Genomic DNA, 23,106 nt, shown 5'->3' with positions numbered 1-23,106 from the left:
CCTTCATAAGTTTCTATAGATACATATGAAGGGGGTGCCATTTTTATGACAACCGTTTCTTGATTCTTTAATGAATATAACGATTAACATCCTTTAAATCGATGCCGGGATGCAGGGCGATATTCAAAGCATTGGCAATAATCTGAGACAGGTTTGTAATCACCTCGTCAATATCCTTGGGAGTTACCATGACATTGGCATTATAGGGCTCTAAAATTTCCCTGATTAGAGAATACTTTTCTTCTCCCTTCAGACCCTTCAACATTTGATAAAAATCGCTTCCCTTGCTGGCCTGACGAGTAAAGGCCTCTATGACCATATCAATTGTATCACTGGTCAGGGTGGCCGCATCAACTACAGTGGGTACCCCAATGGCAATCACCGGTACACCCAGGGTTTCTTGATCAAGGGCCTTTCGCTTGCTGCCAATTCCTGAACCTGGACTAATGCCAGTATTGGAAATCTGAATCGTGGTATTGACCCGTTCCATCTTTCTAGAAGCCAGGGCATCCACCGCCACCACCAGATCAGGCTTAATTTTTTCCACAATCCCCTGAATGGTTTCACTGGTTTCCACCCCGGTTGTCCCCATTACACCGGGAGAAATGGCACTGACTTCTGCCAAATCCTGATCACTCTTCTTATTATACATTTGAAAAAGATGCCTGGTCACATAAACCTTAGAAACCACCTTTGGGCCGAGGGCATCGGGGGTTACATTCCAGTTTCCTAGGCCCACAATCAAGGCCCGAAGCTGTTTACGATTTCCTGCCAGGGCTTTAATTTCCCTGGCCAACACCTGGCTGACCTCGTCCTTTAAATCAGCATCAGATCTCCTTAAGCCCATACACTCCAATGTCACATAGCTCCCCTTTGGCTTTCCCATTACTTGGGCAGCTTCATCATTTAATACTTCAACCCTGGTAATTTTAATGTCCTTTAGCTCCTCCTGCTGTACCGATACACCTGAAATTTCCTGCTGCTTATTCTCTTGATATAGCTCTCTGGCCTCCATGGCCAGGTCTGTTCTAACTTGAAACATACCTTTCACCCTCTTTAATATGTATTTACTTTATTATGGGACAATTGACCCAAAAATATTTAGCTTGATTGGGGGTTATATTTATTTTTTTCTATTTTGGTATACTGAAAGTAAATAATGGTTATAACAGAAACTAAGAATGAAAATAAGCTTGACATTTTAATATTGTACAAAAAGAATATTTTTTATTGCAATTTAGTGCTATTTCTGATAAAATTACTGTGTTAGTGACCACGTAAGGGGGTGAACAGATTGGCAAATATCAAATCAGCTAAAAAGAGAATTAAAGTCATCGCTAAGAAAACGGCAAGAAACAGAATGGTGAAGTCTCAACTTAAGACTGCAATCAAAAGGTTTGAAGAAGCGATTTCAGGCGGTAATTTTGATGAAGCAAAGGCTAAATTAAGATTTGTTGAGAAGAAGTTACACCAAGCTGCTGCTAAGGGTGTAGTTCATAAGGCTAAGGCATCTAGAAAAGTATCTAGATTAGCTAAAAGACTTAACAAAGCAATCTAATTTTCCTACTTAAAACCGTGTCTTAGTGAATCAAATAAAATGAAACAAGCGTACAAACAGTACGCTTTTTTGCTTTTTTGATATGCCTTTAGCGGCACATCTCAGTTAAAAGTAATTCCATTGCTACTCGGTCATTGATTTTTCCTGATTTTATACGATAGTCCATTTCCAGAAACAGATTTAACAGCTCCCTAAGCCTTTTAATCGTATAATTTTTGCTCTGGGCTGCGCACTTGGAGGCAGTATAGGGGTGTATTCCAATTTTAGCAGCAACCATCTTGGGGGAGTATCCCTCGTCTAAAAGCAGTTTAGTGGCTAAAATATGTTTAATCTGATTACTTAAGGTACTCATCAGCCGAATTAACACTTCGCCCTCGGCCAATAGATCATCGAGTCTGGTCATAGCCTCTGAAAGATTTTTTTTACCCAGGGAATCCAGCAGCTTAAAGATATCGTTTTGAAACTTAAATATTGAAATTTGGTCAATATGAGCTGCCTCAATTTTATCTGCCGTACCCATGAAGGCAATAATCTTTTTGATTTCATTGGTAATATCCATTAAGGTTTGACTGGCATTCTTACCAAAGTAGTCTAATTGACTGATAAAGTAGCTTAGCTCCCGGGGTTCAATTTTCTTTCCTTGAAGCTTTACAAAATCCAAAATCCACTTATTTAATTCTGCCTCCTTTAATCGGTCGAGCTTAATAAGGTAACCTGCCTTTCCCAGGGCCTTTACCAGCTTTTTTCGATTGTCGATAGCTGAATGGCCATAAAAAACCAGGCAGGTTGAATCAGGTATTTTTGAAAAATAGGCAGCCAATTGTTCCTCCTCGGTCTCTGACAATACCCGTTTCTTTCCTTGAAAGGCATCAAAATCTTTAATGATGATTAATTTTCTCTCGGCCATAAAGGGCAGGGTTTCACAAGCATCAATTAATTTCTCCAGGGTTAAGTCCTTTCCGTCCAGTTGAAAGAAATTTAAGCTTTCAAACTCTCTGGCGATCAAGGCATTTTTAATCTTCTCCACAATTTCTTCTATTAAATACTGTTCTTCTCCGTACAACAGATAAAGTTTGTCAATTTGTTTGGCTTCTATGGCCTGTAATAGCTGTTGATAGCTCATTGTTTTGCAACTCCTCTTTCCATCCGTATCCTCTGGATTGGGGTAAGATAATATAGATAACTGCTAAAATCAAATAATATAATACCAGGTAAACAATAGAAATCTCCTCAATAGTAATACTGCTAAACCTTAAACTTCCCAACCATTGAACCATACCATTGATGTAGGTCAAAAGCAGGTGAATTAACCGGTTCACCCACAATCCCAGGGGCTTAACCAAAATACCTAGGGTAACAGAGCCCAGGGCTAGGGTCAAGATCAGCCCTAAAAGCGGTACAATCAGTAAATTGGCCAAAGGAGATATGATCGATATTTGTTGAAAATGATACAATATAATTGGTACAGTACCCAGCTGGGCAGCCAGGGTAACCGCCATTAAGCCCCCGATGGCCTTGGGCAGCCCCTTTAAGGCCTTTGCCATAATGGGATAAAACAATAGAATACTCAGGGTCGCTCCAAAGGAAAGCTGGAAGGAAACCGTACCGAGGGCATAGGGGTTTGAAACAACTGAAATAAAACCGATCAGCATAAGGCTATTGACGGAATCATATCTTCTATGCAAAAAATAGGCCATGACATAGAGCATATACATCATTCCTGCCCTTACAATGGAAATGGGTAGACCAACCATAAATCCATAAAATGTAATCAATATCAGGGTAATCAAAAGCCTTGGATTTCTACCTATCGAAAGAAAGGTCAACAGCCTCTCTAATATCATCACCAATATGCCTATATGCAGCCCCGAAACTGCTATAATATGGGCCGTTCCACTTTTGGAAAAATTCGACAACATTGCTTCGTCTAAGTATCCTTGGTTTCCAAGCAAAATACTTTTCAATAAATTACCCTGGGCCTCCCCCAGGCTAATGGTGATGTAATCTTCAATACTAGAACGTATTCTACCGCTGAACAATTTCAAAGAAGACCTTGAAGGCAGCTCTGCTTTTAATTGATCAGGTGATGAAATTCTAATAATATGGAATATCCCCCTACTTCGTAAATAAGCATCATAGCCGGTAAAGGGCCCCTCGGTCAATGTCGAAACCAGCCTCACGCCTCGGCCTTCCAATAAGTATCCAGGTTTAAGGTCTTGAATGGGTACAGATTTAGGTATTTGCAGCTTAGAGCGCTGGTTAACCCCGTATTCTCGACCATCCTTTTGGACCTTTAAAATCTTTACATCGGCTTCCCAATACCAGTTTCTTTCCCTGGGGGATGAAAGAACCCTCATCGTCATCCTGGAATAGGGTTGATCGGAAGGGGGCAGCCTGCTGGGGATTTGATCAACATATTGCTGTACGGCGATACCTAATATCAGAGTAATGAAGGCAATTCCAATCCACTTACCTTCTTGAATAAGAAGGGTCAATAGGCTAAGGATTCCATATAAAATCAATAGCTTAAAGGGGCTGATGGAAAGATCAAGAAATCTTTGAAGGATCATCCCTAAAACAAGAAAAATAAACAATATTACAAAGGGTCTTTTCATGACAAATCCCCTCCTTTTTGTTTATTTTTCGATACGATCTATTAAACTCCTTTATTTTCCACCTTCTTTTTTCCTTCATTAAGAAGGCTGCTGGAAATAGCTGTAATCGGTATGGTTAGGATTAACCCAATGGTCCCGGCAAAAGCTCTAATAATTTCTGAAGCAATAATATCTAGATTGATTATTTTTAGTAAACTGGTTTCATAGGCCATAAACACCAATAGCAGCGGTATGGTACTGCCGGTATAGGCCAGAATCAAGGTGTTTGACATGGTTCCCATCATATCTCGTCCCACGTTCATTCCCGAAAGGAATAAGTCCTTGGTTTTAATCAATGGGTTAGCCCGCTTTACCTCTTCCATAGCGGAGGCAATGGAAATACCCACATCCATAACAGCCCCCAGGGAGCCCAGCATAATTCCTGAAAACAGTAGCCCCCTAAAGTCAAAATCGATTCCCTGGGGAATAAACATCAGCATTCCCACTTCCTCACCCGAAAGCCCCGTCAGTTTAACCTTGGAGCCCACATAGAAGGTAATAAATCCCGCTGCCAAAATACCTCCCAGAATTCCCAGTATTGCAGCAATGCTTTTATTATTAATTCCTGAAATCAATAAAATGGTTATAACTGTTGTCAAAAGGGCTACAATAATGGTTAATAGTATGGGACTATACCCTTTTAGCATACCAGGCAGTAATACCTTCACGATTAACACAATGGTTAAGGTTAAGGAGATCAAGGTTTTAAGGCCTGCCTTTCTGCCTATCAATAGCAATAAAGCGACAAATATTGCCACTACAACATATACGTAAGTATCACGGACATATTCCGTTATATGTATTTCATAGGTTGTTTCTCCTGCTTCAATGTACTCATCTATTATTAGCAAAACCTTGTCTCCGGCCTTTACTGGTATGTCATAGGCATAGCTGTCTGTCAAGGTATGTTCAATGGTTACAACCTCTCCCTTAAATTCACCTGAAAGGATTTTTAAGGTAACTTGATAGGTTTCTAAAAAGCTCTGATCTTCCTGGGGTGTGGCCTCTACCTTCAAGACTTTCCCACGCTCCACATAGCTTTCCATATCTTCCGATGCATTGACAGCACCAATGTTCAGCAACACTGACAAAGTAAGAATTAATACAATCAGTTTTTTCATTGGGATCCCCCCTTCTACTGTTGCTATTATAACCGAAGGAATTGTTTACGTCAATGGTGAGAAAAGGAGCCTAAATATGGCTCCTTCTTTACAGTTACTTTTTAATGAAGATGATGGGGCGTTGGCCGAGGATCAGTATGATCATTTCCCTCATAGGTTAACAGTGTACTGATGCTAATCATGTGATTTTGCTTATCATGGTTAATTTCAATATTCTGAGGTCTTCCATCATCCTGATAGTAGTTTAAAAATACGTCTACAATATGGCTTGCGGCATCCTCATTCACATCTTCGTAAATTTGCAAATATTCCTTTTCTGGAATTTCCAAGGTTACATGATAGCCTGCTTCCTTTTTTATTCGCCTTTCCTGTATACCATTTATCAAGCTAAACCCACCTTTCTCAGCATGCCAGCTTCTTAGTTAGTATTGCCAGAAGCAGCCTAAATTATCTGCCGAGCATCATTAAACAAAATAGGTTTTTTCCTCAGCCACCTCAATCATATAGGGAAAGGTTTCTCTGGCCTCGTTATAGAGCTGCAGTGTATTGGTGCCAGGATACAAATGGGATAGAAGTAATCTTTTTACCTGTGCATCATGGGCAACCTTTCCCGCTTGTCTGGCCGAAAGATGAGGTGCGGCTTCGGTCCAGTCTCGATCAGTTAATCCTGCATCGCACAAAAATAAATCACTGCCCCTTGCAAAGTCCAGCAGGCCATCGAAATATTTGGTATCACCAGAATAAACCAATTTTTTACCACCCTTTTCAAAGGACATTCCATAACATTCAATAGGATGATCAGTTTTGATAAATCGAATTTTAATCCCTTTAATGTCAAGTAATAAATCACTTTGTATTGTCTGTATATGATAGGCTTGATTATACTGAATCCTTTCAAATTCATCCTGGGGGCTGGCAGGTATATAAAGGGGCACAGCCTGACCTAATTTTCCCTTGCTCTGATCAAAAAATATCTTATACCTTAATACCAGTAAATCAGCCATATGATCTGGGTGTAAATGGCTGATAATAATGGCATCCAGGCGATTTAAATCGCTTAAATGGGTAAATAGCTTCGACAACACACCATTGCCGCAGTCAATCAAGATTTTAGTATCTACATCCTCTAGCAGATAGCCTGAGCAAGCTCCCCTGGCCCGGGGATAGGGGCCATAACAGCCCAAAATTGTCAGTTTCATACTGTAACGCTCCTTAATCTTACAATATTATCGCTTTTTTTCTTTAAATACATCATGAATCTTGATAATTTTATTCACCTGCTTTAAATAATGAATGGCTTCCAACACCGGCTCATAATAGGGCATGATCTTTTTAGCTCGATACAAGTGCCATTTGGCCTTTTCAAAGTTTTCAAGCTTCATGTAAATTAATCCGATTTGATAATGGCCATACCCGTTTTCTGGTGCCCCCTCCAGCAACAGCTTTCCATATTGCAGGGCTTCATTTACGTTTTCCAGCTTATAAAAATAAATTTGGCTCAAGCTCAACAAAACATAAGAATCGTTAGGTACGTGTTCCAACACTTTTTTGTAATAGCTAACGGATTCTTCATAATGTTCAAGCTCATAGGAGGCGGCGGCTATACCGTTATACAAATCCGCCATAAATTCCCAATCCTGGTTCTTTAAAAGTCTAAGGGATCTTTTATAGCAATCCACCGCTTCTTCATTTCGCTCAATCTCATATAATAGGTCACCCAACAGTTTCCAATAATAAGGACTATCAGGCTGCTTTCTCATTATTTTTCTCATATATTCCACAGCATATTCATAATTCCCCAGATTACTCAGGGCCAATACTAAATTACTGATTAAATACTTATTGTTTGGGTTTTTTTTCAAGGCCTCCTTACATACTGAGATGGCCTCTTCTTCCATTTCGTTCATAATGAAAAAACTGCTCATATTTAAATAAGGCTCAACGGAATCAGGCTGCAGCATCAAATGAACCTTTAAGCACTTGATGGCCTTTCCAATATTACCTGTCTCTTCATAATAGTAGGCCAACTCCTCAAATTGGTAAAAGCGCCTATATTTTTTCAAGAAGAAGGGGTTGTACTTAAGCATAACTAAAAGTCCATAGTATGCTGTGTCGTATCGCTTTGCCCCCATATGAACCCTGACTTCCTTGTAAAAAATACTCCAGGCCTCCTCTTGATAAGGTTCATCTAGTAATCGGTATTTTTTAAGCCAGCCCTCCTCCAGCTCCCTAACCTTAAGGGGTTCCTTAGGAAAAAAGACTATTTCTTCCAATTGGTCTTCCTCAATAAAATGATAGATGTCATTTTTTAATTGCTTTCCTGTTGAACTATTTTGTAAAGTAAGATTTACCCAGAAGCCGGGAATTCCTTTATGGCTGGATTTTAGCCTTAAAGAAGCTAAACCGGGGGCTGGATTTTCAAGTTTTTTAAGATTACCACGCATTGCATCTATGTTTAACCGCTTTGTAATAAAATCTATCTGTTCAGCTTTATTGGAGAAAAAAATATTCATATTCATTTTCCTCCTCCTCTCTTTTCAAAACTACAGCTTCTTCTTATTCTACTATATCTCAGGGGTTTTGTTAACATAAAAAATAGGTTTTCATTCCATAATTTAATTATACAAAAAAATAATGCCGTTATCAAAAACTTAACGGCAAAATTGTATTTTATGCAAAGGGAATAATGCTATAGGCGATACCTTCAGGGTCCCTCAGCTTGACAGCTAGTCGATTGAGTCCCTTTAAATGTTGAATATACAAGATCTCATGATTGTTTTTAAATATACAAATGCTTTTATCGTCGACCATTTGATAAATACAATTGTCCTTAACATAGATGAGCTTCTCGTCCAACAGGGCAAAGCTAACCGGCTTTATTTCGTTAAAGTCCTTCAATTGAAAGACCATGACATCGTCAAAGGTCTGTATTTTATCACCGTTTAATGATTTAATCGTAAAATGAAGCTGCTCTTCATCACCACAAGCTGAATAGGCAATATACTGCCCATTCATTGCCACCCCTTGTAAATTCCCTTCATCCTGCAAATGGGTAATGGTCTTCTGATTTACGTTCAATACTCGAATATCAGTGGGGCCCTCAACACCGGTAAGGTAAGTTAAATAATGGCTATCCGTTGACCAGGTAGGTGTGCCCATCATATAACCTGTATTTTGCATTTCATCCCAAATGGTTATTTTACCAGACCTCCGATTAAAAATACCAATTTTGTCTGACAAAATCATTGACTGGCCTCCCCATTGTAAACGATCTACGGGTTTTTCATTCTCTCGGTAGAGAAAGGCAATATTAGCTTCATCATGGCTCCATTGGGGATAGATGCCGTAGATCAGCTCATGAATCAGTCTGCCGCTGTCGGCTCCATAGCTGACAAATCCCCGTGGTATTCCCTCTGACCCCATCGTAAAGGTGATATAACCGCCCTGGGGTGAAAATTTAACTGAATCCTTGAGGGGCTGCATTAACTCTTCTGTTTGAAGGTTGCCGATAACCGTCAGCCTTTCTTTATCAACGAAATACAGCCTAACTTCTTTATTTTTAAAATCCACAAAGGCCAGCCTTGATCCATCTTCCTTTAATACAAAATTATCGATATCTTCAGCCGCTATTCCCCCACAGACCTTCTTTTTTTCTCCTTCTGCCTGGTAATAAAGGGTATAATACTGACCCTCCTTCACCCATATAAAGCTCCCCTTTACTGCAGGGATTATCAGGTCTGAATCAACCAGTTCCTTGATTGGTGACCATGTCATATCTTCTAAATTCAATTGATAGAGCTTTTCATCTCCTATGATTTTCAGCATACTTTGATTTTCAAATAGTTTTGATGTCTCCAGAATTTCAGTTCCCCTGATAGAATATTCTTCACCTGTTAGCTCAATTTCTACAGGGCTATTTCCCACTAAATTCATGGCATAGGTCCCTTGACGATCCAGCAATTGATCCTCTAAATTTAATTTGTCTTTATTGCTCTGACAGCCACCCAAGAGCAATATACCAAATATCAAAAGCGCTAATCCTTTTCTTAAGGTCATAATTTCCCTCCGTTTGCTTTTGTGATATATGTCTTATCTTTTCCAATAATGACCAGTTTTTATTCAATCCATATCATTATACTATTTTAACTGCTCGATTAAAACGTTTTTCTCTAGCCCCTTTTCTTTTTGGTTCCAGTGGATTATGATAAATAAAGCAGAATAAACATAAAAGGAGACATACCATGAAACGTTATCAAGTTAGCCGACTGATGATTCTACTATTTACTTTGCTACTGCTTTTATCAGGCTGCCAAGGGGAACAGCAGGGGAATCCCCCCCTTTCTATTCACCTATTAGATGTTGGACAGGGAGACAGTACCTTAATCGTCACCCCTGACCATAAGACGATTTTAATTGATGGCGGCGAAGCAGAGGCCGCTCCCTATATCAGTAATTATCTAAATAAGTTAAAAATCGAAAGAATAGACTATTTAATTGCCACTCACCCCCATTCAGACCATATCGGGGGCCTGGCGGAAATTATCAATTCCTTTGAAATTGGCGAATTAATTATGCCTCAGGTATTACATACTACCAAAACCTTCGAAAAAATGTTATTGGCTGCTGAGGAAAAAAATCTTACTATTACAGCGGCCAAAGGCGATCAATCGTATCAGCTAAATGATGAAATCAGTCTTCAGATTCTTGGCCCCCTAAAGGATTACGGAGATAACCTAAATAATTGGAGCGTTGTTGCCAGAGTTCAATATAATCAAAAAGCCTTTTTATTTATGGGGGATGCCGAAACGCCCGTAGAAGATGACCTAGTAAATTATTATGAGCCTTCAGCATTGGCCAGCCACTTTTTAAGGGTGGGTCATCATGGAAGTGACACCTCTAGCAGTAAAGCCTTTCTTGAGGTGGTACAACCAGAAATTTCTGCCATTTCTGTGGGCAAAGAAAATCCCTATGGGCACCCCCATAGGGAAATTATCGAAAGGCTTAGTAATACAGCCATGTATCGTACTGATCAACAGGGAACCATTGTCCTTTATTGTGATGGTACAAAAATCTGGTCCCACCAAAAACCAATTGAAAAGGGTCTAGAGTAAAGCTTAACTCTTAAAGAAAAAATAAGTAATTTTCAAAAACATTTTTAGTCCAGGGCTCCCCCATATATCGCTTGGTAGATATGTAACCGTAGTCTTCGTGATAAAACCTGGCAGAAAACTTCTTGATCCACTGAAGCTGTTGATCTATTTCAGCAGTATCAGTGGATTTTTCCTGCTTAATAAGGCCCCCATACCAGATTGAAAGGAGTTTGGCAATGGCTTCATAGGCCTTATCAATATCGGTGGTCCTGATTAAACCATTGAACTGATTATGATAAACATCATCCCCTAAAAATCCCTGGGGCTTAAAGGCTTTAATTAATAGCTGACTATGGTGCTGATCCTCCTCAAGGAGCTGGTGGATTCCTTCCAGCTTCTCGAAATATTCTGGCCGATTAAAGGGATAATGTACCAGGGCCAGCACCCGTTTGGGTGCAATAATTACCTGATATAAAAACAATGGGTAACAGTATTCAGCCGAGGGATACCCAATGCCAAAATCGTAATGATATAAATGCAGCCCCTTAATTGCCATGGCCGAAAGCTGCTGAATTTTCGGCCCCCTGTACAGGCTTAAGGTTCCTTTGGAAAAAAGTCTTTTTTTACTGTTAATTTCCTTCGGTAAGGCCTCAACAGCCAGTGAAGGATTATACTCCTCTAAATAGTGGGTAAAGGGGTGTAAAGGCAATGGAATCATCATATTATTTTTTCCTCCCTTTCATAAAGGAATTGATTTGGTTCCGTTCCTCTTCGGTAAGCTGGTACATATCATAAACCAGGCTGTCAATTTTATTTCGCTGTTCTTCATAATGGCTTCCAGCAGCGACTTGATGTTCAATGTCCTTTGCCAGCTCCTCAAGGGCCCCAAGGAATCCAGGCTTAAAGACACTGGGAATGGGAATGGCCTTCAAGGGCGTGCTATAAAGCTCAAGGGATTCCCCCTTACGCTTTCCGCAGAAAAATAACCAGTAGTAGATTAAGGCTGAATTCAACAGTGCCGTCATGGCGTAATAAGAAATTTCTGTCGTTTTTTGCGTTAAATAATATACATCAGCACTGGCATACCAGGGCTTTGACACATAGGCGAAGCTGTTTTCATAAGCACGCTGGGGAACTACAATTTTATCCTGCTCAAAAAGTACTTGATTTCGAGGCCATTGCAGGGCGTACCATTTTCTTCGCCCCAGCCTGACCTCCCGCCTTTTTTCCAGCAGTCCCTTGAATTGCTTCAAATGCTGGTAGATTACAGCATGACTGGAATCATTCAGCTCCTGTTGATCATCTATATACAAAATAAATTGGCTCTTTTTATTGAGGGTATGGTACTGCTTAATATCGCTATTCTTATAAAAGGGCTTTAACAGGCTGGAGTCTGTTATACCGAGGTATTCAGCCTCTTCCTCAGATAAAACAAAAATGCCTCGGCCCTCCTGTCCCCTCATTCTCAGTTCTTCTGCGTTCTTAACCGAAAGTCGGTCTGCACCGCTGACAATTCCTTGATTAACCCGAAAAAGCACCTCTAGCCGGCGGGGATTATACTTTAGTATTTTATACAGGATTTTCGACGAATCCGTACCTGCTTGAATCATGATCTGACCCCGGTCATCAAAAATTGATTCCTGCCGGATGTTATTTACTTCTACCTCTGGTAGAGGGCTGTGGTTTATCAAGACATGACTAATGATTTTTTCATCGATGTTGCCGGTACGCTTAAAGGTAATCAAGGTAAGGGGCTTCGGAAGCCCAGCGACGTTCCCTCTTTTATGGCCTATCAAAATCAAATTATGCTGACCCTGGGCCCCTTTAAATAGCTTTAACTCATTAAAATTCACCATTAAATAAAGATTTAGCTCATTTTTTATAAAATTTCTAAGCTGTTGGGCTCCATCGGCAGTCACAAAGTAATTGGTGGTAATAAACCCCAAAGCTCCCCCCGGCCTTAATAGTTCCCACCCTCGATAAAGGAAAAAATAGAAATAATCCATTTTAGCCTCATAATATTTTTGCCCAAAGGGGGTTTTCTTTATGGCCTCAAAAATAGCTTTATTTCCCCTTTCACCAATATAGGGCGGGTTTCCGATTACCATATCGAATCGTCCCTCCAGATGCCTTAAATCATCGCCTACCAGGGAATCGCCATGAAAAATATGTAGGGTAAGCTTCGATCTTAGGGGCCTATTTAAGAGTATATCTAATTTCATGAGCAAGAGAAGTCTGCAAAGCATGACAGTATCTAGCTGGATATCAACACCATATAAATTTTTATTGATTATTTCCCTTAACAGGGTTTCTTCTTTGATATTTTCCTTCAGCTGATTCTTCAGTTCCTTGCTTAAAGCAAAAAGAATATCAAGGCCTTCCCTCAAAAAAACCCCAGCGCCGCAGGCAATATCAGCAATACGAATATTGCTGACTAAGCTGTCAAGCTGTATTAATTTTTCTTTTTCTTCAGGCTGCCCCTTTTTCTGAAACAGCTTCTCTATCTTCATATCTTCTATGCCAGCCTGCTGAATCAAACAATTCAAGCTATTAATGATAATGGCTCTGACAATTATACGGGACGTATAATAGGTTCCGGTACGATTCCGATGGCTTTTATGAAGCAATTCTTCATAATAGGCCTCCATCTCCTTTAAATCCAACTGGATTTTTCCCTCCTGGGGAAGAAAACTAAAGTTTTTTAAAACGGCTTCCGCAAGCCTAACATAGTGACGAAAGGAAATTTTTTCGTAGGTTGTGTACTTTTCCTGAAACCCAGGATTAATTTGAAGCAGAATTAAAAACCGTTCTCTGCCGTAGCCAGGATTATTTTCATGATGATAAAAGTATAGATTAAAATAAACCCACAGAAGAACATCTGCCTCTTTAAGCTTTGCTTCAAGGCTTATTTCCTTAATCAATCCTTCTGCATAGTCTTTAAATTGCCTGATCATATAGTTTTTTCCTATCCTTTTTCCATTTATTATATCAAATTCTACACAGGTATAAAACTCGAAAAAAAAGGAAGACAACTGTCTTCACCTAGTATCAATCACATTTTTGGGCATTTATATGATTGAATTCAATATAATTATGTGTGTTGGTTAATTAAAGTATTCTACAAAATTGTACAAATTCCTTTTTATTTTTCATAAATTCATTCTTAATATATCGCATTTAGTAAAAATGTTTTTTCTTTTTTAGATATAATTTATAGAACAGGGTATAAATGTAAAACAGGGGGTGTTTTGATGAAGCCAATCAATTCAGTAAAAAAAGATCGGGTCAATCGAATGTATGTTGAACGAAAAACCGTAGTAAACCGTATTGCTACCGTTGACCCCGTAGACCCAATTAAACCCGTCCATAATGAATCTTCCCACATCAATGAAAACTTTTTACTCTTGGCCGGGGCCTTCTATGACAGCTTTTCACAGCTAAGGGGACAATTTAAAAAATTCTATCTACGTCAGCAGGAGCTTGAAAAACTTTTGAGGAGGCTTCCCGACGAAGGGGATGAATCGGAAAGCATCCTTCGTTTAATGGAAGAACTGGTTGAAAGGTACAATTGTGCCCTTCAATCCCTTAAGCAGCTGGAGCATATGCTAACAAATGAAACCCAAAGCCAGGAACTCTACCAGGTGCTGTCAGATTATCAGCTTCAGCTTGAAGGAATAGGGATTACCCTTTTACCAGATCAATCTCTAAGCTTTAATGCCTCAATATTTAAAAATAACCACAGCATTACCCCTGATTCCCTGTCATTTTTATTTGATTATCAACAGGGGCTGGTAAAAAAGCTCTATCATCTTTTTAAGCATATTAAGGCCACAACCCTAAAGTTGCTTCCCACCTATGGTGAAGATTCTGTTCAGCCAATGGCCGGAATGCTCTTAGATCAAAAATACTAAGGATATTTAAATAATGTCATCGATTGTCAGCTCTTCATCCTTAACATGATGTAGAAATTTACCCAGCTTTTCTGTCAGCCGTTCCTTTGCCAGCTCTAAATCCTCGGGACTCGTACACTCCACCTCCAGCCGATTATTTTCATAGACCAGGGTAGCCAGGGTATATTGACCCTCCTTTAATAGATAGACATGGTCTTCTTCAGGCTGAAGGTAAGCCATTGAGGTTATTGCCTCATTAAATTGCTTTGGATTTAAAACAATATAGGTACCTTGATAGAGGGTACAGTCCCCCTCTTGATTTTCATAGGATAACAATCTGTTAATTATATCCAAAAGCTCCAGCGGATATTTTTTAAAATATTCCTGATAGCTTAAGTAAGGGTGCCGAGCCTTGGCCCGATCATAAGCTTCAATAATTTGTCCTACCAGCATGGTTTTAAACTGATAGGGTAATAAAATAATGCTGCTGCTAAAGACCTCATCGGTTCCCATTTCCCCCACCCTAATCAGCATCAGTTCATTTCCCTCGGGGGATTCTACTAAGTTTTCCTTGGGAATGCTATGGCGATCCTCTGTGAATAAATTTTTAATGTGTACTTCTTGATCACTCATTTTTGTTACCTCATACAGACCTAAATAACTATTGTCGGCCCTTTGAAGGCCATTGATCTCGTCTCTATTTAATTGGTCCGACTGTTCTTCTAAAAATAGCTTAACAAAGCTCTTTGACTTTTCCGGCCGATAGTCAAAGACCAGCCAATCCTGAAACTGATGCTGTAGTTGGCTGTTTTTTTCTAAAAAATTCCTTTCTAGCTCTTTCAGCAGCTTCCCGTCGTATCGTTGATAAATAAAGGGAATGAGCCTTTCTATCATCAATTGATTCATTTTCATATTTACAAATCCTCCTAACAAATTCATAATGGTACCTATTGTTGAATGAAATTTAATCTAATTACTTAAAATAAACAGTAAAATATAATATAGTGCCCACAATCAAGGTTAATGCTCCATTTTGAAAATTGTCTGTGTTGTAAAAAGACCAGCAACAAGGTATGATAGAACGTAATGAAAACCAGACACAACATTGAGGAGGATTATCTTGGCAAAGGTTATTTCATTAAATCAGTATATCCAACAACGACAACAAAAAAATTCTTTCCAGCCTTCACCAAGGCCCATATGGTTCTCAGACATTAGCCAGGCGATTTCTACCATAGCCTTTAAGGATCAGGAGCTTATTTACCGTAACATACGCTATCATTATTATAATTTATTTTTAGCCCATGTTAATCAAGGGGGCATTCAAGATAACAGCTACTGCTTCCAGCATTACTTAAAGGAACATCTAAACTTAAATGAACCCTTTCAAATCACCCATGGTGTCGATTTTTCCGGCGCCAGAATCAACCGTCTTTCCCAGAATGATTGGGAAAATATTGCCGATATGATCGTTCGCATCAGTCTGAGCCATTATCTCAATGACCTGACCATTAATAGTGATATTGAAAAATTAGCCCATCAATACAGCTGGGACCAGGTAATGGTAGATACTCAATAATCATTAAGAGACCTTAAGTAAAAATCGCTTAAGGTTTTTTATTTATCAAAACTAGATTTTTAATAGCAATTTCAGGTTCCTTTAAGACCCCTTCAAGTTTTTCCTTCAATATCAACACCTCTTGGGGCATATTTCTACGGTTAAACCTTTCCTTTTTCATAAAGTCATGGATTAAATTCATTAAAAAAGCCACATCGCTATTTTGGTACGTATCGCTTTCTAAAATAATTGGCATAAATTTTCGAAGCTCTGCCTTGGTGGGTATATCCTTGAATCGACCAAATTTGCTAATTTCTTCATTGATGTTAATGGTAAACTGGATCATCATTCCCTCATCATTGATTTTATTCAAATAGGCCACCAGATTTCCAAAAAGAAATTTAAAACAATGATATTGCTTGGTATCCATAGGTACCGTATATATTAAATTTACATGATAGGCTAAACCATTGTGGGCAATAACCGGCTTCATATTGTCAATTCTCCCTTCTATCTTTTTTCTCTTCATGGGAATTTTCAATATATATATCATCCCATTAAAATCTTTATCTTTCAAGAGGTTTTATTTAAGTTTATTTAGATTCCTCGATACATATAATTTTAGTGGGGTGATACAATGAAAGATCAAATGCGTTCAATACTTATTTTTTTGGTGATTCTTCTTGTTTTCTCAATGGTTACTATCTTTTTTTCTACGGAGGCCACAGTAAAAACCTTTCAGCGATATGCATCTCCCAATTTGAAAATATCTCTAAATTTATTAAATCAATATCTATCGGCTGATGAAGGCGAAAAACAAAGGGCAGAATTAGAAATCATTCAGACAACATTAAAGAACTTAAATTATGATTCCTGGCAAAGCTATTTGGAATACATTGAATTAAAGCATTATATAGAAATTATCAAACCCAATTCTGCCCCTCAATTGATTGTGATATTAAACCTATCAAAGGATGCCTCTGTCTTGGCCCTTTATCAACTGGTGGGCGACAGCTACGTTTTCGATGATAAAATTGAGGGATTAATCTATGTCAAAGATTTGAATTTTATTTCCCTTGATGAGGAAGCCCACCATGCCATGGTGATCGAACAAACCCTCGACGAGCGACTGGGCGGATTCTTTATTGAAAGATTTATTGAAATCTACTATTTTATTGAGGACAGCTTTAAAAAGGTTTGGTCTAAAACCCTTTATTATGAAGAAATCTATCAGGATAGCTGGATAAATGCCCAGGGAGAAGAGGGACTGTGGTTTCGTGTGGTGGAGGAAACGACATTGGATTATGTGAATCAAACCCCCTTTAAAATCAACAGTATTTCTACCCAGTCAAGGTATCAGGCCCAATCTAAAAGGTTCCCTGAACCTGAACAATTTACCCTGACCCAGTCAAACTCATACCAGCAGTCCTATCAGTGGAGCAGCCTATACGAAACCTTTATAATTGGAGAGGTAAACCAAACGGTCTTTTTAACCCGGGCAGCCCTGCTTGAAGATTTAGAATGGTCTGTTGAAAAGCTCTACGGTGTAGATAACTTAAACTACCGGTTGATGACACCCAAAGGAGAAATATTTTATCTATCGAAAAATAAATTTAAAGGAATATTACAAATTTTACTGGAAGAGTGATATAATCGAAGCAAAAGACATGATGAGGTGAAAAGATGACAACCAAGAAGCTTTATTTAAACAATTCTTACTTACGGGAATTTACCAGTTCCATTTTATCCGTTTCACCCCATACCAAAGACCCGAACTATTACCTGGTTCAACTAGATCAAACTGCCTTTTACCCCGAGGGGGGTGGCCAGCCTTCCGACACCGGCTATATTGGCAATAGTCAGGTAAGCTATGTCTTTGAAGAAAATGATATCCTATATCATGTTGTTGATCAGCCTCCTTCTGCCCATGAAAATGTTCCCTGTCGTATAGACTGGCAAAGACGCCATGATCATATGCAGCAGCATCTGGGCCAGCACCTGCTTTCAGCAGTCTTCGAAGATGAGCTTAAAGCTGCCACCGTTGGCTTTCACTTAGGGCAAGAGCTGGTTACAATTGATTTAGATTTAGCAGACCTGTCCCTGGATCAAGCTAAACGCATTGAAAATACGGCCAATAAACTCATAACCCAAAATCTTGCCGTCAGGCTTCACTATCCAGATTTTCAGGAAGTAAAGAAATTACCCCTTAGAAAAGTCCCTTCGGTAACTGAAAACATTAGAATTGTGGAAATTGATTCCTACGATTTCTCCCCCTGCGGCGGTACCCATCCCCAAAGCACTGGTGAAGTCGGCCTGATTAAAATCAGACGCTGGGAAAGGCTTCGGGAGGGTTTAAGGATAGAATTTTTTTGTGGTCAAAGAGCCCTGAGGGATTACCAGTGGAAGCATGATCAAATTAATTCGTTGGCAGGGCTTTTTTCCATCAGAGATGATGAGGTACAGGCTACAGTTGAACGGCTGTCAGCAGACAACAAAGCACTTTCTAAAGCCTTTCAGCAGCAAAAGCGACGGCTTTTGGAGTATCGGGCCCAAGAACTTTATCACGATGCAGAAGCATATCAAAACCATTTCATTGTTTCTAAAATCTTTTTAAAGGAGGATATTAAGGAGCTCCAAACCATGGCCTCCATCTTAAATCAAATGCCCCGGGCGGTAATTTTACTGGCAACAGTCAATGAGCGGGCTCAGATTATCTTTACCCGAAGTAAAGAGCTGAAGCTTGATATGAATCAATTATTTAAAGAGGTCATTCCCTTGATTGACGGCAAGGGCGGCGGAAATGCCATAACAGCCCAGGGAGGCGGCAACCTCATCTCTAATCTTGAAGGATTAATGGAGGCTGCGGTCTTTAAGCTGAAAAAGGAATATATTAAAGGTTAAAAGTGATCCTGCTTTATCATACTGTGTCACTTAAATGATAGGAAAAGGCCTGAGCCAAATTCTCCAAGGTAAGGCGAAGAAGGAAGCTATATCTTGGAGAATTTGGCCAGGGTCAACTGCTGCTAACAGGCACCAGTTCTTTGGTATTGGCAAATTCCACCCACATAGGTTTGGTTCACCACCGTATTCCTTAATTGAGTGACAGTAGCTGTACTGAGATCCTGTTTTCCCACAAGAATAAAATCGGCCAAATAGCCGGGGGCGATTTTCCCCTTTATTTCTTCCTCAAAGGTGCAATAGCTGGCACCAATGGTATAAAGACCAATGGCCTCCTCCAAGGTCAGTGCCTCATCGGGGTACCAACCCCCTTTAGGCTTTCCTTCATGGTCGGTTCTGGCAACGGCACCGAAAACACCCCAAAATGGATTCATCGGTTCAATGGGGCAATCAGAGCCGCCGGCTACCCTTACCCCCTGATTCAGCATGCTTTTCCAACCATAGCTTTCCTTAGCACGCTTCTTTCCAATCCTCGATTCAATCATTTTTAAATCTGTTGTTAAAAATCCTGGCTGTATATCGGCCACCACTCCCAAGTCCTTCATTCTCTTGATTATATCATGATTGATTATTTGGCAGTGTATCAGCCGAGGCCGCATTCTTTTTATGCTTAGATGGGTGAGGGAATCGTATACCTTCAGCAATTGATCCATCGCCCCATCGCCAATGGCGTGAACTGCAGGCTGTAATCGATTTTGAAGGGCCAGTGCAATCATTTCCTTGAGGGTTTGGGTTTCGTAAATAAGCATACCACGATTTTCAGGGTCTCCTTCATAGGGTTCCAGAAGAGCAGCGGTTCTACCGCCCAATGAACCATCTGCCAATATTTTGATGGGGCCAAATTTCAGCATTGAACTCCCCTTTCCAGTATAGATTCCCTGGCGAATAAGCTCCATTAGGGCCTCTTTAGTGGGGGCAAGCATCTGAAGATTAATTCTGATTTTCAGCTTTCCTTCCCTTTCTAATTCCTGATAGGCCAGCACCACAAGGTCATGATTGGCTGCCTGGGCAAAATCATCGGTTTGAATTGAAGTTAAGCCATATTTCAGGGCATCCTCCTGGGCCGATTGGATAATGCTTTTTAGCTGACCGACCTGATCAATGGCAGGGATTTTAGAATAGGCCATATAAATAGCATTTTCCCTAAGGATTCCCGTGGGCCGTGTACCATTTCTATCGCGATCAATTTTTCCCCCCTCCGGGTTAAGGGTTTGACTATGAATACCAGCCCTTTCCAAGCCCTTGCTGTTTAATGCCGCCACGTGATAACAGGCCCTTGATAAAAATATAGGATAATCCTGACTAATTTTATCTAAAAAATCTGCTGTGGGCAGCGTTGGCTCATTAAATGACTCCTCGTTCCAGCCATGGCCTACAATCCAATCTCCAAAATAGCCCCCTTCTGTAGAAGCCTGGGCTTTAAGTGTTTCCTCCAGCTCCTGAAGGGATCGGCAATGGCTCAGATCTACCTTCCTTTTTGAAAGTCCATAGTTAATTAAATGCATATGACTGTCGTTAAAGCCTGGCAATACCCATTGACCGTTTAAATCAACTATCTCATCATTCCCTTGCCTATCCTTTAATATTTCATTTGTTGTACCTACTTTTAGAAACCTGTCCCCTTCCACAGTAAAGGCCTCGGCCCTTTTACCCTCAACCATTGTCATAATATTTCCATTAATAAAATGCTTTCTCACTTTTCTGCCTCCCTTCCCTTACCTTTAAGATAGCATATGCATAGAACCCGTAACAGTACTTTTTCTATTAATTTTCTATTCAGAGTGTCAATACATAATTAGCCCCAATAGTTACAATACTAAAATGAAAGTGTACAGGGGATGTAGGTATGAAACGCCATAAAAAAAACCTTCCTAATCAAGAGGTTGAAATAAATATAACCAGAGACGAAATCAACAGCCGTAATCTGAGTAAAGACCTTAAAGATAATTATCTATTGCTCAGGGCTATTTTCAGAGATAGCAATGATATTATCTTCCGCAGGCTTAGTATCTTTTCTAAAGGCCCTTCGGAGGATGCATTCTTGATTTTTACCGACGGATTAGTGGATTCTGAAAATATTTATGAAAGCATTATCGAACCCCTTAACCATTATCGGGAACAGTACAGTAATACAGTCCATTATCAAGGCCTTGCGTTAAAAAACGTAAAAAGTATCATAACCAACAGCGAAATAGAAGAGGTTGAAATGGTCAAGGAGGTTGTTAACGGTGTTTTATCAGGAGATACCGTTCTAATCATTGAAGGCTCCAAAAAGGCTCTTATGTTAAATACCAAGGGCTGGGATAAAAGAAACATTGAAGAACCAACGGTAGAACGGGTTGTAAGGGGCTCTAGGGAAGGTTTTACCGAAAGTATTCGATCAAACACCGGACTCATTCGGAGAAAGCTGAAGGACCCGGCTCTGAAAATCTATGAATTAAAGGTAGGAAACCGCAGCCAGACCTTTGTTTCAATTTTTTATATTGATGATATCGTAAATAAAGAGGTTTTAAATAAAATCATCCATAAAATAACAAATATTAAAATAGATGGAATCTTTGAAAGCGGCTATATTGAACAGCAATTGGAAAAAAGCCCCTATTCACCCTTTCCACAGATGCAGATTACAGAAAGGCCCGATAAGGTCTGTGCCAATTTACTGGAGGGAAGGATTGTCGTTATGGTCGATGGGGCTCCCCAGGCATTAATAATGCCAATTTCCTTTATCAGCCTGTTCCAGTCTCCCGAAGACTATAATGAACGGATTTTATTTGGGAATTTAACACGATTTCTTCGATTTATTGGTTTTTTCATAGCCACTTCCTTTCCATCCATTTATGTGGCCTTAATATCGTTTCATCAGGAAATGCTGCCCACCGGCTTGATTTTAGACCTGTCTAGGAGTAGAGCCCAGGTGCCCTTCCCACCGGTGGTAGAGGCAATTTTAATGGAGGTTACCGTTGATCTGCTTCGGGAGGCCAGTGCCCGACTGCCCGGAACCATCGGACAAACCATTGGTATTGTAGGGGCCATTGTCATTGGAGATGCCGCCGTTAAAGCTAATTTAGCCAGCCCTGCCATGGTGATTGTCGTTGCCATTACCGCCATTGGCAGCTATGTGCTGCCCCACTACAGTACCTCCTTTTCCCTTAGGGCCGTTAGATTCCCTATGATTTTCATGGCAGCCAGCTTTGGCGCCTTTGGCATCATCATTAGCTGGACATGGATTGTGATTCATCTATGCCGACTTGATTCCTTTGGCTATCCTTATCTTTCTCCTATGGCTCCACTTAACAGGGGAATTTTTAAGGACGGCATCTTAAGAAATACCTTAAGGCGCCTACGTACCCGCCCCAGTACCACAAACAAAAAAAATATTTTTCGTTGGTAAAGGAGCCCTGTTATGTATCAAACCCATAAAAACGGAGAAATTACAGCAGTTCAAGCTTATATTATCATTATCAGCATAATGATTGGTAGCGGGATCTTAGGTCTGGCCAGGCTTGTTGCAGAGAAGTCCCAGCAGGATGCCTGGATATCGGTTTTAATAAACAGCTTTCTCATCAGTGCTGTTGTGGGTATTATTATTTATACCTTTAGTCATTACCCTCAATTTAACTTTGTTGAACTATGCAGTTATTTATTTACAAAGCCTATAGGCTATTTTATTGGCTTTGTCTATGGCATTTATGTGATTTTGGCCACCAGCTCTGTCATCCGCTTTTTATCAGAGATGATCTATACCTGGTTCTTGCCCAATACCCCCATCTATGTGATCGCCTTCATCATATTGATTACCACCATTTATATGACGGCCGGAGGGCTGACGATACTGGCCCGGTTCAACGAAGTGATTTTTTTCCTATTGATTCCCTTTGCCCTTTTAGTACTGGTTGGCCTGCCGGAGCTTCGCATCATAAATCTTAGGCCCATAGGGGGAAGTGGTATCAAAAGCATTATTGAAGGAATCATTCCTTCCCTTTATGCCTTTAGCGGCTATGAGGTGATCATGATTTATTATTCCTATATTTCTGACAAGCACAAACCAATTCAAAGAAATTCAATGCTGGCGGTATTAATTGTAGGGGCCTTTTATACCATTAGCGTTGCTGCACAAATTGCCTTGTTTGGTCATCAGGAGATCATGTGGATTTTGTACCCGGCCATTAATTATTTAGGAGCAGTGGAATTTCCATTGATTGAAAGAATGGAGCTGTTTTTTCCATATTTTGGTCCTTCACAGTGCTAGGTACCGCAGGACTCCAGCTTTATTCTGG

Annotated in this window: 21 protein-coding genes; 8 read left to right on the top strand and 13 right to left on the bottom strand. The window is 39.9% G+C overall.

Annotated elements, in window-relative coordinates; all coding sequences use genetic code 11:
- Positions 1-67 precede the first annotated feature (67 nt).
- Positions 68-1,042, bottom strand: coding sequence for a GPR endopeptidase (gene gpr, locus ACYQ1I_RS00440; protein WP_459761601.1), 975 nt, complete (start codon positions 1,040-1,042; stop codon positions 68-70).
- Positions 1,043-1,294: 252 nt separating this feature from the next.
- On the opposite strand from gpr, the gene rpsT reads away from it, so the two are divergent.
- Positions 1,295-1,558, top strand: a complete 264-nt coding sequence (gene rpsT / locus ACYQ1I_RS00435; RefSeq protein ID WP_459761600.1) for a 30S ribosomal protein S20 — start codon at positions 1,295-1,297, stop codon at positions 1,556-1,558.
- An 88-nt stretch (positions 1,559-1,646) separates the two neighbouring features.
- Here rpsT and holA read toward each other — a convergent pair whose 3' ends face one another.
- The 7 genes from holA to ACYQ1I_RS00400 form a co-directional block, all read right to left on the bottom strand.
- Positions 1,647-2,681, bottom strand: coding sequence for a DNA polymerase III subunit delta (gene holA / locus ACYQ1I_RS00430; protein WP_459761599.1), 1,035 nt, complete (start codon positions 2,679-2,681; stop codon positions 1,647-1,649).
- The gene (locus ACYQ1I_RS00425) at positions 2,635-4,173 is read right to left on the bottom strand and encodes a ComEC/Rec2 family competence protein (RefSeq protein ID WP_459761598.1); all 1,539 of its coding nucleotides are present in this window, start codon (positions 4,171-4,173) and stop codon (positions 2,635-2,637) included. Before ACYQ1I_RS00425 ends, holA begins: the two co-directional genes overlap by 47 nt.
- 41 nt (positions 4,174-4,214) lie before the next feature.
- Positions 4,215-5,333, bottom strand: coding sequence for a YibE/F family protein (locus tag ACYQ1I_RS00420; protein WP_459761597.1), 1,119 nt, complete (start codon positions 5,331-5,333; stop codon positions 4,215-4,217).
- A gap of 101 nt (positions 5,334-5,434) precedes the next feature.
- The gene (locus ACYQ1I_RS00415; RefSeq protein WP_459761596.1) at positions 5,435-5,719 is read right to left on the bottom strand and encodes a hypothetical protein; all 285 of its coding nucleotides are present in this window, start codon (positions 5,717-5,719) and stop codon (positions 5,435-5,437) included.
- 78 nt (positions 5,720-5,797) lie between these two features.
- Complete coding sequence (locus tag ACYQ1I_RS00410; RefSeq protein WP_459761595.1) at positions 5,798-6,532, bottom strand: MBL fold metallo-hydrolase; 735 nt, start codon at positions 6,530-6,532, stop codon at positions 5,798-5,800.
- A gap of 27 nt (positions 6,533-6,559) precedes the next feature.
- The gene (locus tag ACYQ1I_RS00405) at positions 6,560-7,852 is read right to left on the bottom strand and encodes a tetratricopeptide repeat protein (RefSeq protein ID WP_459761594.1); all 1,293 of its coding nucleotides are present in this window, start codon (positions 7,850-7,852) and stop codon (positions 6,560-6,562) included.
- Between the two features lie 151 nt (positions 7,853-8,003).
- Positions 8,004-9,389, bottom strand: a complete 1,386-nt coding sequence (locus tag ACYQ1I_RS00400; RefSeq protein WP_459761593.1) for a TolB family protein — start codon at positions 9,387-9,389, stop codon at positions 8,004-8,006.
- Between the two features lie 185 nt (positions 9,390-9,574).
- Here ACYQ1I_RS00400 and ACYQ1I_RS00395 point away from each other — a divergent pair, with 185 nt between their 5' ends.
- Positions 9,575-10,444 (top strand): ComEC/Rec2 family competence protein, encoded by an 870-nt coding sequence (locus ACYQ1I_RS00395; protein ID WP_459761592.1) that lies wholly within the window; start codon positions 9,575-9,577, stop codon positions 10,442-10,444.
- 10 nt (positions 10,445-10,454) lie between these two features.
- On the opposite strand, the gene ACYQ1I_RS00390 is transcribed toward ACYQ1I_RS00395, so the two are convergent.
- Positions 10,455-11,144, bottom strand: a complete 690-nt coding sequence (locus ACYQ1I_RS00390; protein WP_459761591.1) for a hypothetical protein — start codon at positions 11,142-11,144, stop codon at positions 10,455-10,457.
- A 1-nt stretch (position 11,145) separates the two neighbouring features.
- Positions 11,146-13,377, bottom strand: a complete 2,232-nt coding sequence (locus tag ACYQ1I_RS00385; protein ID WP_459761590.1) for an Eco57I restriction-modification methylase domain-containing protein — start codon at positions 13,375-13,377, stop codon at positions 11,146-11,148.
- Positions 13,378-13,674: 297 nt separating this feature from the next.
- Here ACYQ1I_RS00385 and ACYQ1I_RS00380 point away from each other — a divergent pair, with 297 nt between their 5' ends.
- Positions 13,675-14,334 (top strand): hypothetical protein, encoded by a 660-nt coding sequence (locus tag ACYQ1I_RS00380; RefSeq protein WP_459761589.1) that lies wholly within the window; start codon positions 13,675-13,677, stop codon positions 14,332-14,334.
- Between the two features lie 6 nt (positions 14,335-14,340).
- Here the strand turns inward: ACYQ1I_RS00380 and ACYQ1I_RS00375 are convergent, their stop codons facing one another.
- Positions 14,341-15,225: a DUF7986 domain-containing protein gene (locus ACYQ1I_RS00375; RefSeq protein ID WP_459761588.1), complete on the bottom strand. Its 885-nt coding sequence runs from the start codon at positions 15,223-15,225 to the stop codon at positions 14,341-14,343.
- Positions 15,226-15,433: 208 nt separating this feature from the next.
- On the opposite strand from ACYQ1I_RS00375, the gene ACYQ1I_RS00370 reads away from it, so the two are divergent.
- Entirely contained in the window at positions 15,434-15,892 is a 459-nt protein-coding gene (locus ACYQ1I_RS00370) for a hypothetical protein (protein ID WP_459761587.1), read from the top strand.
- Between the two features lie 28 nt (positions 15,893-15,920).
- Here ACYQ1I_RS00370 and ACYQ1I_RS00365 read toward each other — a convergent pair whose 3' ends face one another.
- Complete coding sequence (locus ACYQ1I_RS00365) at positions 15,921-16,400, bottom strand: hypothetical protein (protein ID WP_459761586.1); 480 nt, start codon at positions 16,398-16,400, stop codon at positions 15,921-15,923.
- 108 nt (positions 16,401-16,508) lie between these two features.
- Here ACYQ1I_RS00365 and ACYQ1I_RS00360 point away from each other — a divergent pair, with 108 nt between their 5' ends.
- Both ACYQ1I_RS00360 and ACYQ1I_RS00355 read left to right on the top strand, forming a co-directional pair.
- Positions 16,509-17,519, top strand: coding sequence for a hypothetical protein (locus ACYQ1I_RS00360; RefSeq protein ID WP_459761585.1), 1,011 nt, complete (start codon positions 16,509-16,511; stop codon positions 17,517-17,519).
- Between the two features lie 35 nt (positions 17,520-17,554).
- Entirely contained in the window at positions 17,555-18,772 is a 1,218-nt protein-coding gene (locus ACYQ1I_RS00355) for an alanyl-tRNA editing protein (RefSeq protein WP_459761584.1), read from the top strand.
- 122 nt (positions 18,773-18,894) lie between these two features.
- Here ACYQ1I_RS00355 and ACYQ1I_RS00350 read toward each other — a convergent pair whose 3' ends face one another.
- The gene (locus ACYQ1I_RS00350) at positions 18,895-20,526 is read right to left on the bottom strand and encodes an amidohydrolase (protein WP_459761583.1); all 1,632 of its coding nucleotides are present in this window, start codon (positions 20,524-20,526) and stop codon (positions 18,895-18,897) included.
- 149 nt (positions 20,527-20,675) lie between these two features.
- Here ACYQ1I_RS00350 and ACYQ1I_RS00345 point away from each other — a divergent pair, with 149 nt between their 5' ends.
- Both ACYQ1I_RS00345 and ACYQ1I_RS00340 read left to right on the top strand, forming a co-directional pair.
- Entirely contained in the window at positions 20,676-22,220 is a 1,545-nt protein-coding gene (locus ACYQ1I_RS00345; RefSeq protein ID WP_459761582.1) for a spore germination protein, read from the top strand.
- 12 nt (positions 22,221-22,232) lie between these two features.
- Positions 22,233-23,078 (top strand): GerAB/ArcD/ProY family transporter, encoded by an 846-nt coding sequence (locus tag ACYQ1I_RS00340; protein ID WP_459761581.1) that lies wholly within the window; start codon positions 22,233-22,235, stop codon positions 23,076-23,078.
- Positions 23,079-23,106: the final 28 nt, after the last annotated feature.

The sequence above is a fragment of the Alkaliphilus crotonatoxidans genome (assembly GCF_054658015.1).
Note: the sequence above shows the minus strand (reverse complement) of the source record. Positions and strands in the feature narration are given on the sequence as shown.

What these genes read in the sequence shown, in the direction of transcription:
- ACYQ1I_RS00380 (WP_459761589.1), top strand. Translation starts at nt 13,675, where the DNA reads ATGAAGCCAATCAATTCAGTAAAAAAAGATCGGGTCAATCGAATGTAT.
- ACYQ1I_RS00405 (WP_459761594.1), bottom strand. Translation starts at nt 7,852, where the DNA reads ATGAATATGAATATTTTTTTCTCCAATAAAGCTGAACAGATAGATTTT.
- ACYQ1I_RS00420 (WP_459761597.1), bottom strand. Translation starts at nt 5,333, where the DNA reads ATGAAAAAACTGATTGTATTAATTCTTACTTTGTCAGTGTTGCTGAAC.
- ACYQ1I_RS00345 (WP_459761582.1), top strand. Translation starts at nt 20,676, where the DNA reads ATGAAACGCCATAAAAAAAACCTTCCTAATCAAGAGGTTGAAATAAAT.
- ACYQ1I_RS00360 (WP_459761585.1), top strand. Translation starts at nt 16,509, where the DNA reads ATGAAAGATCAAATGCGTTCAATACTTATTTTTTTGGTGATTCTTCTT.
- ACYQ1I_RS00355 (WP_459761584.1), top strand. Translation starts at nt 17,555, where the DNA reads ATGACAACCAAGAAGCTTTATTTAAACAATTCTTACTTACGGGAATTT.
- gpr (WP_459761601.1), bottom strand. Translation starts at nt 1,042, where the DNA reads ATGTTTCAAGTTAGAACAGACCTGGCCATGGAGGCCAGAGAGCTATAT.
- ACYQ1I_RS00395 (WP_459761592.1), top strand. Translation starts at nt 9,575, where the DNA reads ATGAAACGTTATCAAGTTAGCCGACTGATGATTCTACTATTTACTTTG.
- ACYQ1I_RS00375 (WP_459761588.1), bottom strand. Translation starts at nt 15,225, where the DNA reads ATGAAAATGAATCAATTGATGATAGAAAGGCTCATTCCCTTTATTTAT.
- ACYQ1I_RS00385 (WP_459761590.1), bottom strand. Translation starts at nt 13,377, where the DNA reads ATGATCAGGCAATTTAAAGACTATGCAGAAGGATTGATTAAGGAAATA.
- holA (WP_459761599.1), bottom strand. Translation starts at nt 2,681, where the DNA reads ATGAGCTATCAACAGCTATTACAGGCCATAGAAGCCAAACAAATTGAC.
- ACYQ1I_RS00400 (WP_459761593.1), bottom strand. Translation starts at nt 9,389, where the DNA reads ATGACCTTAAGAAAAGGATTAGCGCTTTTGATATTTGGTATATTGCTC.
- ACYQ1I_RS00340 (WP_459761581.1), top strand. Translation starts at nt 22,233, where the DNA reads ATGTATCAAACCCATAAAAACGGAGAAATTACAGCAGTTCAAGCTTAT.
- ACYQ1I_RS00365 (WP_459761586.1), bottom strand. Translation starts at nt 16,400, where the DNA reads ATGAAGAGAAAAAAGATAGAAGGGAGAATTGACAATATGAAGCCGGTT.
- ACYQ1I_RS00410 (WP_459761595.1), bottom strand. Translation starts at nt 6,532, where the DNA reads ATGAAACTGACAATTTTGGGCTGTTATGGCCCCTATCCCCGGGCCAGG.
- ACYQ1I_RS00390 (WP_459761591.1), bottom strand. Translation starts at nt 11,144, where the DNA reads ATGATGATTCCATTGCCTTTACACCCCTTTACCCACTATTTAGAGGAG.
- ACYQ1I_RS00425 (WP_459761598.1), bottom strand. Translation starts at nt 4,173, where the DNA reads ATGAAAAGACCCTTTGTAATATTGTTTATTTTTCTTGTTTTAGGGATG.